Here is an 11,972-nt window from a genome sequence, read left to right on the forward strand (position 1 = left end):
TTGTCATGAACAGGAGCTGGCTAATTGGAACAGCAGTCACAGTCCTTATATCTGCGGCTACCGTGCTTCTTCTTCCGCAGTTGGCTACGTTTGAGCCTTCCTTGCATCGTAAGTATGGAGCAGTAGAGGTCTTCAGCGATGAAGGTGTTGTTCTGGGGAACAATAACCTTGTAGATCTGCTGGAGGAGCTTCCTTTAACCCTCTCCATTGACCGGGTGGGGTTGAAAGGGAAGGTTCTCTCTCTGGATCTGAAGGTGACCGGCAATGGCCCTGAGCCGCAGGTGATTTATCAGAATATGGCCTTAGCTATTTCTTTTGCCTTTCAGGAGACCGTAAATGTAGATCAGCTGCTGCTCCGGATTGTTGCTGAGGACAACTGGCTGGATAGCCGCCGTCTGCTGCTAGCAGGTGATATCCGGCGCGGTGAATGGTCCCCCGTACTGCAGGAAGCTCTCCAGAGCGCCGCAAGCCGTCCACTTCCGGAATCCCTTAAGAATGGACTGCGTATCAGTGAGAGCGAGCTCTGGAAGAAGCATTTCATATATCCCCAGTCTGGGTAAAATAAACTAGGTGAGCTCACAGTGCGTGACCAAAAAACATGTGATATAATAGACAAGATTGTGAACAAAGATTGTCATAACGTCAATGGCTCCGGAGGCTGAAATGAAACCGTACCGCATACCCCAACTGGCTAAACCTTATACAGACTACGACATGATTCAGCGGCATACGGATTTGCCGCCGTTTTCAGACGGGCGTGGTCATTTGTTATATATTTTTTTGAGTCACGGTTCCTCTGCCGATCTGAAAGGCATAGAGCTGTTCACATTAGTAACCGGGCTGGTTCAGCTTGGGCTTGATACCCATGAATCGATCGACCGAACGCAGGATGAGCCTGACAGAGATCTCATGCGGTCCCGGCAGCTTAAGGTATTGGCCGGGGATTATTTTAGCAGCTGGTTCTATCACCTGTTGGCTAAGCATGAACAGATTGAAATGGTGGGCATTTTAAGCACCGCCATTGCGGATGTTAATGTAATGAAGGCTAATCTGTACTGCAAGATGAAATCCATGATTTTTTCAGCAGAACAATATTTGCGGCACACGGTACAGCTCAATATGAGGCTGTTCCTTTCTTTTACACCCATGATTGAGGAACCGCTTAAAGAGTTATGGGAGATGCTCCTTGCCGAAGTCAGCCAGTATGAGACCCTTCTTCTGGAGTTGCGTCGTGGAAATGATGCGGGAAATGCAATGGATGGCTATTCTTACTGGAAGATATTAGAATCCGCTGCAGAGGATGAACGGCGCCGGCTTTTGGAGAGAGAGATTGATCTTAAAGATTGGAAAAAGCTAAAGATGAAATACAAATGCGACTCGTTGCTGACGGACAAGCTGCATGGATCCATTCAGTCCATTCAGGGACTACTGCAGGGGGTAAAGGACGAAAGCTTGTTCAGTGAGTTGAATACTGCGCTTGACCGCCTTCTCCTGCATATGAAAATTTCCGGACAAGCTGCCGTGGAGGGTTAGGGAATGACAATAGAGAAAACGACCACACTCAGTGATCAAGGCACCAAACCCAAGGAGCAGTTTGTACATTCCGTTTTTGAGAGCATTGCTGGTAAATATGATTTGATGAACGACATTTTGAGTTTCCGCAGACATAAAGCTTGGCGTAAGTTCACCATGCGGAAGATGGGAATGAAGCCTGGAGACTCTGCAGTTGATCTGTGCTGCGGTACCTGTGACTGGAGTATCGCGCTTGCGGAAGCCAGCGGGAACGGTAGTGTTATGGGGCTGGATTTCAGTGCAGGAATGCTGGAAGTGGGCCGTCGCAAAGTAGAAGCAAGAAATCTTCAGAACCAGATTTCTCTGGTACAGGGCAATGCCATGGAGCTTCCCTTCGGCGATAACTCGTTCGATTACGCAACGATTGGCTTTGGACTCCGCAATGTCCCTGACCCGGTTCAGGTATTGAACGAAATGAAACGCGTAGTGAAGCCGGGAGGCATGGTCGTATGCCTCGAATTATCCAAACCGATGAAACAGCCATTCAAAGGCATTTATTATTTTTATTTCCAGCGGGTCCTTCCGCTGCTAGGCAAACTTTTCGCTAAACGATATGAACAATACAAATGGCTTCCTGAATCTCTCGCCTTGTTCCCGGACAGAAAGCAACTGGAAGTGATCTTCCGTGATACCGGACTGCACAATGTGGAATCCTTCCCCTTGACCGGAGGCATCGCTGCACTACATATTGGGCTCAAGGAGAATTGTAATGCTTAAGAAAATCGGCATCTTTTTACAAATGATCAAATTTGAACATACCGTTTTTGCTTTACCCTTCGCCTTCATGGGCGCGTTACTTGGTTCGGTAGTGATGTTCGGGGCTTTGCCATCATGGGGTCAAATCGGCTGGATTGTCATCGCCATGTTCGGTGCGCGCAGCGCAGCAATGGGGCTCAACCGGCTGATTGACCGGATCAGTGATTCCAAAAATCCCCGCACAGCAGGAAGAGCTATTCCTGCCGGACTGCTCAAGGTTGGCGAGGTGACTCTTTTTATCGCATTTTCATTCTTTTTACTGTTCTGGGCCGCATTCAAGCTGAACCCGTTGTCAGCCAAGCTGTTGCCGATCGCTGTTTTTCTTTTGGTGTTTTACTCATTCACGAAACGCTTCACCTGGGCCTGCCATTTGATACTCGGACTGACGATCGCTCTGGCTCCTCTTGGCGGCTGGGTTGCTGTTACGGGTACGGTGGATTGGACTTCGATGGTATTCTATTTCACGATTGTATTCTGGACAGCAGGATTTGATATCATTTACTCCTGTCAGGATGTTGAATTTGATAAGAACGAAGGACTGTACTCCATTCCTGTTCGCTTTGGCGTAGCCAAGGCATTGACCATTGCCAAGGTGTTCCATATTTTAACTGGCGTCGGTTTTGTGTCGCTTTTGTTTATTACCGACCTAAGCTGGTGGTATGTGGCAGGGATGCTGATTGCCTATATTATTCTTTTTTATGAGCATCATATTGTGTCTCCAAGCGACCTTAGCCGGTTGCAGACAGCATTCTTTACCATGAATGGTGTGCTGAGCATCGTGGTGTTCTCCTTTACTCTGATCGACTTGGTGGTGCAGTTCTACAAATGAATGACCTTCAAGCGAAAAACTTTGTCGTGGGCATAACGGGAGCAAGCGGCGCTATTTATGGTGTCCGGCTGACTGAAGTCCTGCTCTCGCTGGGGCACTCGGTCCATTTGGTGGTTAGTAACGCAGGCTGGCGTGTATTTAAGGAAGAGCTCGGCTATACCGCCTCAGACCGGGAAGGGTTTCTGAACGAACAGTTCGGAGACTGTCCCGGTTCTCTGCATTATCACCCGATTGCTGATATCGGTGCTTCCATTGCCAGTGGCTCCTTCCGTACCGAAGCTATGATTATCATGCCATGTTCTATGGGGACGCTGTCTGCTGTAGCCCAGGGTAGCTCTGATAATTTGATGACCCGGGCCGCAGATGTCATGCTGAAGGAAGGACGCCCGCTGGTGCTTGTACCTCGGGAAACCCCTCTGCATGCGATACATCTGGAGAATATGCTGAAACTTTCCCGTTTAGGGGTAAAGATGATTCCGGCTATGCCCGCATTTTATTTTGGCCCAACCACCTTAGATGATCTAATTAACTTTATAGTGGGCAAGGTGCTCGACAGCTTGAACATTGAGCACAATTTATTTCGCAGATGGGGGGAAGAAGGATGATCCATCCGGAACCTACCGTTATCGGTAAAATCAGCTATACTAACTCATGGCCGGTATTTCACAATTTCGATCCGTCTTCCTTAAGCTTTCCCGCTGAGATGGTGAGCGAGGTGCCGACTATTCTTAATCAGGGTATGACTAGCGGAAGCATTCAGGTGGGAGCACTTTCTTCTTTTGCCTATGCTGCCGCAAGCGAACGTCTGCTGCTGCTGCCGGATCTGTCAGTTAGTTCTGAGGGGCCGGTACAATCTATTCTGTTATTTTCGCGGATGCCGATTGCACAGATTGCTAATGGGACAATTGCTGTAACCAATACCTCCGCTACATCAGTCAATTTGCTAAAAATTCTGCTTCAGAAAGCGATAGGTGGCAATCCGGAATATATTAGTACTGCTCCCGACCTGGACGAGATGATGACACAGGCAGATGCCTGTCTGCTCATTGGCGACAATGCAATCAGAGCTTCTTGGCAGGATCAGGGATATATCGTTACGGATCTTGGTGAGCTATGGAAGGAATGGACCGGACTCGGTATGACCTTTGCGGTATGGGCAGTAAACCGGGAGGCAGCCAGAAACAGACCGGATGCGATTGCTGAAATCGCAGATGCTTTTGTGGAGAGCAAGAAACTCGGCCAGAGAAACCTGGCACCCATTATCCGCGAGGCTCGCACAGTTATCGGGGGGACGGCAGCCTATTGGGACGGGTACTTCCGTAATTTGAGTTATGACTTTGGGGAAAGGCAACAGGACGGTCTGAACCTCTATTTCCGCTATGCTTACGAGCTGGGTTTGCTGCCGCAGGAAGTGAAGATGGAGATTTGGAGCCATAATCTGCTGACACGGGTGAAAGAATGAAACGAATGCAAATTTTTGGACTGCTGAACAAAGATATGGATCAGATTGAAAAAGAACTATACCGCAGCGTGCAGGGGGATGATGATCTGCTGACAGAGACGTCCCTGCATCTGCTGAAGGCAGGCGGTAAACGCCTGCGTCCTGTCTTTGTTCTAATGGGCGGCAAATTCGGGCAATATGATCTTGAGAAGTTGAAGCGGGTTGCCATTCCTCTGGAGCTAATCCACAGTGCTTCCCTCGTTCATGATGATGTAATTGATGATGCAGAACTGCGGCGCGGGGAATTGACAGTCAAAGCTAAATGGGGCAACAAAATCGCCATGTACACCGGGGACTATATTTATGCGAAAGCGCTGACTATGACTTCGGAGTTGAGCAATCCGAGAATACACCAGATTCTTTCCAAAGCGATGGTGGAAATGTCTATCGGAGAGATGGAGCAGATCCGTGACTTCTTCAACAGCGAGCAGAGCATACGCCATTATCTCCGGCGCATCCGCCGGAAGACAGCTTTGCTGATTGCGATCAGCTGCCAATTAGGAGCCTTGGCTGCTGATGCAGATCCGGATACGGCCAAACTGCTCTATGATTACGGTTATAACGTAGGTATGGCGTTCCAGATCCGTGACGATCTGCTCGATCTTTCCGGTACTGAAAAGCAAATCGGTAAGCCGCCTGGCAGCGATATGCGGCAGGGCAATATTACTCTGCCAGTGATCTACAGTCTGGAAGACCAAAGGCTGCGTGGTGAGCTGCTTACGGAACTGGCCTCAATCCGCGAAGGGCACAGCGGCGTGGGACGCGCCATTGATCTGATTCTGTCGGGCGATGGTATAGCCAGAGCCGAAGAACTGGCATCCCGCTATATTTCCAAGGCCCTGGCGGCACTGGATCAGCTGCCAAGAAACCGGACAAAACGCAACTTGAAGGATATTGCTTTTTTTGTGACAGGTAGAGCATACTAATTCTAATAATAAAAATTTTTAACATTCACAGATGGTGGGGTTTCTGATACTATCAAAAAAACAGCTATTCATTCGGAATAACAGAAAATGGAGAGTGACTCTATGGAGCAAACGTATCTGATGATTAAGCCGGATGGTGTGCAGCGCGGGCTGATTGGGCGAATTGTTACCCGATTCGAGGATAAAGGATTTAAACTGCTGGCTGGCAAGCTGATCACCGTTACAGAAGAGCAGGCGAAGAGGCATTATGCGGAACATGAAGGAAAAGACTTTTTCCCCGAATTGGTACGCTTTATCACCTCCGGGCCGGTATTCGCCATGGTATGGGAAGGCGATGATGTAGTAGCGCTATCCCGTATGATGATTGGTAAAACCAAGGTTGGTGAAGCATTGCCAGGCACAATCCGTGGGGATTTTGCCAGTCATACGCCCCTTAACCTGATCCATGGTTCGGATTCACCGGATAGCGCAAAACGGGAAATTGCCAACTTCTTTGCTCCGGATGAACTGGCAGATTACACTAAAGACATCGCAGCCTGGATGTAGTTTCAGGCGGGAGGCAGGGGAAATGAATGGCTGAACGAGAAGAAACATCAACTGCGGAAGACCGGGATTACACCGGATTTATTCATAATGTCAAACAGAGCACCGGAATTGATCTCGCGCAGTATAAAGAAGCGCAGATGAAACGGCGTCTGACTACGCTCCGGACAAAGAACGGATTTTCATCCTTCAATGATTTCTTTGCAGCAATGATGAAGGATAAAGCTCTATTCTATGAATTCCTGGACCGTATGACAATCAATGTCTCGGAATTCTGGCGCAATCCGAACCGCTGGGAGGTTCTGCGGGATACCATACTGCCTGAGCTGCAGCGATCGGGCCGCAGACTCAAGCTATGGAGTGCTGCCTGTTCGACCGGTGAAGAGCCGTACACGCTGGCCATGATTCTCTCGGACAAAAACATTTTGGCCCAGACAGGCATTCTGGCGACGGACATTGATGACGGTGCCTTGGCCAAAGCAAAGCAGGGCATTTATCTGGAACGTTCGCTGAAGGATGTGCCGAAGGATGTGGCCGGCCGCTATTTTACACCGGAAGGTCCGGTGTTCAAGGTCAGTGAAGGTCTTAAGAAAAATATTGACTTCCGCAAGCAGAATCTCCTGCTGGACAAGTTTGATGAAGGCTTTGATCTGATTATCTGCCGCAATGTTATGATTTATTTTACAGAAGAAGCCAAAAGCAAGCTATACCACAAGTTCTCAGCAAGCCTGCGACCCGGCGGATATTTGTTTGTGGGCAGTACGGAACAGATTTTCACACCGGCACAATACGGATTCGAGTCGACAGAGACGTTCTTTTACCGCAAGAAATAAAGCCGCTGTAGCAGCTAGGACAAGCATTCATTGTGAATGTATACTTTCGCATGTTTTAAGTGATACTTGGTAGTAGAAATGATTACGTGTGCCAAGCGAAAGGTCGTTCATTCCAATGGATAAAAGCAAGGTCATTGACGCCTACAGACGCGGCTTCCTGACCGTCCGTGAATGCGGACAAATTCTTGGTGTCGAAGAGCGGCAGCTGCAAAGTCTGCTTTTGCTCGAAGAAAGCAAGTCGGCCTGTCTGCCTTCCAGCCGGAAAATCGGCAGCTGAAGCCGGGTGGCCGGGTACAATGCAGCGCCGTCTTTACTCGCAAGAGTGGAGGCGGCGCTGTTCTTTTTCGTGCTGGTGGAGGTTGCGCCGGGTATATCCCTTTCTTGTCAAAGCGGATTCCCTATACTATAATGAGCAAAGACATTTAACATTTTAGCGGTTTACAGTTTAAAAGTGTGAAGGGGGAACGCAGCATGAGTTTACGCTATTTAACAGCGGGGGAAACGCACGGCCCCCAGCTAACAGCCATTATTGAAGGACTGCCCAGCAATTTGACACTTAATTTTGAAGAGCTCAATTTTCAAATGCAGCGGCGGCAAAAAGGGTATGGACGTGGACGCCGGATGCAGATTGAGAAAGATACTGCAGAAATTGTCGGCGGTGTTCGCCATGGCAATACAACAGGCGCCCCTGTGGCTCTGGTGGTTGAGAATAAGGATTGGACTCACTGGAAGAATATTATGAATATCGAGCCTATACCTGGCAGCGATGAAGAGAAGCGCCGCGTCAACCGTCCGCGTCCTGGACATGCGGACTTGAATGGCGGATTGAAGTATAATCAGACAGACCTGCGGAATGTTCTGGAGCGCTCCAGTGCCCGTGAAACGGCAGCTAGAGTGGCTGTCGGGGCTGTAGCCCGGCAATTGCTGGCAACGTTCGGAGTGAAGATCGCAGGACAGGTCATCCGTATCGGCGAAATTGAGGCACCTGCGAATAATCTTCCGATCGATGAGTTGATTGAGCAGACCGAAGCTTCTTCGGTGAGAGTAGTGGATAAAGAGACCGAGCAGAAGATGGAAGCCTACATAGATAAGATCAAGGAGGAAGGCGACTCCATTGGTGGTATTGTAGAATGTATCGTCGAGGGTTTGCCTATCGGTCTGGGCAGCTATGTGCAGTATGACCGTAAACTCGACAGTGCCATTGCGGGAGCCGTGATGTCCATCAACGCCTTCAAAGGTGTTGAAATCGGCATCGGCTTTGAAGCGGGCAAGTTGCGGGGTTCCCAGGTTCATGATGAGATCATGTATGAAGCTTCCAGGGGATACTACCGAGCGAGTAATCGTCTGGGCGGCTTTGAAGGCGGAATGACTAACGGAATGCCGGTTGTGGTACGCGGAGTAATGAAGCCTATTCCGACGCTGTACAAACCGCTGCAAAGTGTGGATATTGATACGAAAGAGCCATTTACTGCCCAGGTAGAACGTTCGGACGCATGTGCGGTACCGGCTGCATGTGTAGTTCTGGAGAATGTGGTGGCCTGGGAAATCGCCAAGGCGTTTCTGGATAAGTTTGGCGGCGATTCCATTGAGGAGATCAGAGCCAACTATAACAATTACCTGGCACAACTGGAGAGCTACTGATGGTGCGCAGCATAAAGGTAGACTTAGGCGAACGCTCCTATCCGATCTATATTGGCAGTGGACTCTTGCATGACATCGGTCAGCAATGTGTACTGGCTGGATTTCCGGTCCGTAGCCCGCTGCTCGTTGTCAGCGACAGTGAAGTGGCTCCACGCTACCTCCCTGTCGTGGAAGCTGCTCTGCAAGAACATGGGTATTCTGTAGTCAGTCACGTTATTGAAGCCGGTGAAGCGTCCAAATCTCTGGCTGTGTATGAGGAAGTCATTACTACGGCAATTCAGGCCGGTCTGGACCGCAGTTCGGCGGTTCTAGCATTGGGCGGTGGTGTGGTTGGAGATCTGGCAGGCTTTGTAGCCGCATCCTATATGCGTGGAATAGGATTCGTTCAGATTCCAACAACTATATTGGCCCACGACAGCAGTGTGGGGGGGAAAGTAGCTGTTAATCATCCCCTGGCGAAGAATATGATTGGTGCCTTTTATCAGCCGACGATGGTAGTGTATGATTTGGATACCCTGCGCACGCTTCCGCCGCGCCAGGTCTCTTCCGGATTAGCCGAAGTGGTGAAACATGGTTTGATTCTGGACCGTGAGTTTGCTTACTGGTGCCGTGAGCATGCTTCCGAGCTGCTCGCTTTGGATGCAGAGGCGCTGGGTTACGCTCTGGAACGCGGGTGTGCGATCAAGGCTCAAGTTGTTGGGAATGACGAGCGCGAGCATGGGCAAAGAGCGATTCTGAACCTCGGACATACGATTGGTCACGCCATAGAGGCGGTGGGTGGATATGGAGTATTCCTGCACGGTGAAGCAATCGCGATCGGGATGGCCGGGTCTGCACTTCTGGCTGCGAAGCTTGGCCGGGATCAGGATATTTATGAAGATACCATCTCAATGCTGTCGTCGCTTGGGCTGCCGGTAAGACTGCCGGCAGAGTACAGCGAAGACGAATTAATGGATGCGATGATGCATGACAAGAAGTTCAAAGAAGGCAAGATGACCTTTATCGTGCCGGATTCCATCGGTGCTGTAAGCATCGTAAATGATGTTCAGCAGAGTGCGGTGCGTGAGGTTATCTCACAACTTAAGAAGGAGGGAAGCCCATGGTGAACCGGGGGATTCGCGGTGCAACGACCGTAACGATTAATGAAGAAACCGAGATTTTGCGTGAAACAGTTGTACTGCTGCGCGAGATTGTTGCGCGTAATGATGTCATTGCGGAAGATATCTGCAGTGTATGGATTACCGTAACCGGTGATCTGGATGCGACCTTTCCAGCAAGGGCTATTCGCGAAATTGAAGGCTGGGACCTGGTACCTTTGATGTGTTCCGTAGAAATACCCGTCAAAGGAGGCCTGCCCATGTGCATCCGGCTGATGGTGCAGGTGAACACGGACAAGTCACAACGGGATATCCGCCATGTCTATCTGAATGAAGCCCAGAGATTGCGTCCGGATCTCTCCTAGAAGAACTAACTAATTCACTGTACGGGGTTGCCATGAACCAAAGTCATCATGTATAGTGTAGATAGCCGAGTGAAGCAGAGTTTAGTTTAGATGAGATGAGTATAGTTGAGCAGAGTGCAGGATTTTAGTTGAGTACAGGCATATCGTTTGTTTGCAGTTTTCTTTTTGGATACCGGCTGGTGCTGATTTTTGCACTATAGCTGTATTCATTAATGGGAGAAGTGCATCCAGTGAGATGGTTCTATGCCGGTCCTTTGCGCTTATTCATATACTTACTTACACAAACCTCTACTTCGGTAGAGGTTTTTCTGTATTTCGGACAATATAATCCAACATCCCAAGGAGGTATCCCAGATGACGAATCCAAGAGTAGAAGAAGTGTTGTCTCTGTCACGGGAGTATAATCTGATTCCTGTAGTGAAAAGGCTGCTCGCCGATATGGAGACGCCCATCCGGTTGTTCTCGCGTTTTGCACAGCAGGACCGGGCATTTTTACTGGAGAGTGTAGAGGGCGGAATCCAGTGGGCGCGGTATTCTTTTATCGGCAGCAACCCCTTCCTGATGATCTCCGGGAAAAAAGGCGTGATTCACGTCGAGGTCGGCGGGGAAAAGAGACGGGTGCTCGGCAAGCCCATTGAGGAGCTGAAAGCCCTGCTTCGCTCCTACCGCAGTCCCAAGCTGGAAGGGATGCCTCCTTTTACGGGCGGTGCCATTGGATTCTTTGGTTATGATCTGCTGCAGTATTATGAAAAGCTGTCCCCTCATGCAGTGGACGATTTGAATATGGATGACATCCGGTTCATGTTCTGTGACCGTATCATTGTATTCGATCATGTGAAACAGCAGATTCTGCTGGTGGGAAATCTGCATATCAAGGACGGCGATACCGATTCAGATATCCGTGCCGGGTATGAGGAGCTGAGTAACCGATTAGAGGATATGGCGGAAGAGCTGCAGAAGGAAGGTCCCAAAGAGAACGTCAATCGCCGCAGCATTCCCCAGGACATTGAGCTTGGTGAAATTCATTCCAACCTCACCAAAGAACAATATATCAGTAATGTCGAGCAGGCGAAGGAATACATTCGGGCCGGGGATATTTTTCAGGTAGTGCTGTCCCAGCGTATGCATATTGAAACAGAAGTATCACCGCTGCATGTCTACCGGATGCTGCGTATGCTGAACCCTTCGCCTTATATGTATTATCTGAAAATGGACGAGGAAATTATCGTAGGCACTTCGCCTGAGGCTTTGGTCAAGGTTGATGGAAACCGTGTCGAGACCCGTCCAATTGCCGGAACACGACCGCGCGGGGAGAACGAAGCAGAGGACCGGGCTCTCGCCGCTGAACTGCTGGAGGATGAGAAAGAGCGGGCGGAGCATCTGATGCTGGTAGATCTGGGCCGCAATGACCTCGGCAGGGTTTCAAAATTCGGCACGGTCAAATGTGATTCCTTCATGGAAATTGAGAAATACTCGCATGTGATGCACATGGTCTCCAATGTCTCAGGCACCCTTGATGAAGGGAAGGATTTCTTTGATGCTTTCCTCTCTTGTCTGCCGGCAGGAACGGTATCCGGTGCTCCCAAGCTGCGGGCTATGGAAATTATCGCTGAGCTTGAACAGGAAGCGCGAGGCGCATATGCCGGAGCTATAGGGTATCTTGGATTTTCCGGCAATATGGACTCTTGTATCACGATTCGCACTATTATTTTCCGTAAAGGACGTGCTTATGTACAGGCCGGAGCGGGGATTGTATGGGATTCGGTGCCGGAGAAGGAATATGAAGAGACGGTTAATAAAGCTAAAGCGATGCTGAAGGCTATCCGGATGGCAGAAGCCATGTTCCCGGTAGAGGTCAAAGAAAAGCAGGTAATCAATCAGGATTACATGTATGAATATACGCCTTGAT

At 49.5% G+C, this 11,972-nt stretch carries 14 protein-coding genes; all 14 read left to right on the plus strand.

Annotated elements, in window-relative coordinates:
• The first annotated feature begins 5 nt into the window (after positions 1-5).
• The 14 genes from AC0MA3_RS18640 to trpE all read left to right on the plus strand — a co-directional run bounded on the left by AC0MA3_RS18640 (position 6) and on the right by trpE (position 11,971).
• A complete protein-coding gene (locus AC0MA3_RS18640; RefSeq protein ID WP_379162320.1) occupies positions 6-560 on the plus strand; it encodes a hypothetical protein in 555 nt (184 codons plus the stop codon).
• A gap of 103 nt (positions 561-663) precedes the next feature.
• Positions 664-1,533: a heptaprenyl diphosphate synthase component 1 gene (locus tag AC0MA3_RS18645; protein ID WP_379162323.1), complete on the plus strand. Its 870-nt coding sequence runs from the start codon at positions 664-666 to the stop codon at positions 1,531-1,533.
• Between the two features lie 3 nt (positions 1,534-1,536).
• On the plus strand, positions 1,537-2,289 hold the full coding sequence (locus AC0MA3_RS18650) for a demethylmenaquinone methyltransferase (protein ID WP_379162326.1): 753 nt from the start codon (positions 1,537-1,539) through the stop codon (positions 2,287-2,289).
• Positions 2,282-3,157, plus strand: a complete 876-nt coding sequence (locus AC0MA3_RS18655; RefSeq protein WP_379162329.1) for a UbiA-like polyprenyltransferase — start codon at positions 2,282-2,284, stop codon at positions 3,155-3,157. The genes AC0MA3_RS18650 and AC0MA3_RS18655 overlap by 8 nt, the downstream gene beginning before the upstream one ends.
• Entirely contained in the window at positions 3,154-3,762 is a 609-nt protein-coding gene (locus tag AC0MA3_RS18660; RefSeq protein WP_474657281.1) for a UbiX family flavin prenyltransferase, read from the plus strand. The genes AC0MA3_RS18655 and AC0MA3_RS18660 overlap by 4 nt, the downstream gene beginning before the upstream one ends.
• Positions 3,759-4,619 carry a menaquinone biosynthesis protein gene (locus AC0MA3_RS18665; protein WP_474657282.1) on the plus strand — a complete coding sequence of 287 codons (861 nt, stop codon included), beginning with the start codon at positions 3,759-3,761 and terminating at the stop codon, positions 4,617-4,619. Before AC0MA3_RS18660 ends, AC0MA3_RS18665 begins: the two co-directional genes overlap by 4 nt.
• Entirely contained in the window at positions 4,616-5,584 is a 969-nt protein-coding gene (locus AC0MA3_RS18670) for a polyprenyl synthetase family protein (protein WP_379162338.1), read from the plus strand. The genes AC0MA3_RS18665 and AC0MA3_RS18670 overlap by 4 nt, the downstream gene beginning before the upstream one ends.
• A 102-nt stretch (positions 5,585-5,686) precedes the next feature.
• Positions 5,687-6,130, plus strand: coding sequence for a nucleoside-diphosphate kinase (gene ndk / locus AC0MA3_RS18675; protein ID WP_474657283.1), 444 nt, complete (start codon positions 5,687-5,689; stop codon positions 6,128-6,130).
• 26 nt (positions 6,131-6,156) lie between these two features.
• Positions 6,157-6,960 carry a CheR family methyltransferase gene (locus tag AC0MA3_RS18680; RefSeq protein ID WP_379162344.1) on the plus strand — a complete coding sequence of 268 codons (804 nt, stop codon included), beginning with the start codon at positions 6,157-6,159 and terminating at the stop codon, positions 6,958-6,960.
• Between the two features lie 115 nt (positions 6,961-7,075).
• Positions 7,076-7,237, plus strand: a complete 162-nt coding sequence (locus AC0MA3_RS18685; RefSeq protein WP_379162347.1) for a hypothetical protein — start codon at positions 7,076-7,078, stop codon at positions 7,235-7,237.
• Between the two features lie 194 nt (positions 7,238-7,431).
• A complete protein-coding gene (aroC, locus tag AC0MA3_RS18690; protein ID WP_379162350.1) occupies positions 7,432-8,601 on the plus strand; it encodes a chorismate synthase in 1,170 nt (389 codons plus the stop codon).
• Positions 8,601-9,707 (plus strand): 3-dehydroquinate synthase, encoded by a 1,107-nt coding sequence (gene aroB / locus AC0MA3_RS18695; RefSeq protein WP_379162353.1) that lies wholly within the window; start codon positions 8,601-8,603, stop codon positions 9,705-9,707. Before aroC ends, aroB begins: the two co-directional genes overlap by 1 nt.
• Entirely contained in the window at positions 9,701-10,063 is a 363-nt protein-coding gene (gene aroH, locus AC0MA3_RS18700) for a chorismate mutase (RefSeq protein ID WP_379162356.1), read from the plus strand. Before aroB ends, aroH begins: the two co-directional genes overlap by 7 nt.
• Before the next feature lie 354 nt (positions 10,064-10,417).
• Entirely contained in the window at positions 10,418-11,971 is a 1,554-nt protein-coding gene (trpE, locus tag AC0MA3_RS18705; protein WP_379162359.1) for an anthranilate synthase component I, read from the plus strand.
• The last annotated feature ends 1 nt before the right edge of the window (position 11,972 follow it).

Source organism: Paenibacillus sp. LS-5, assembly GCF_056121505.1.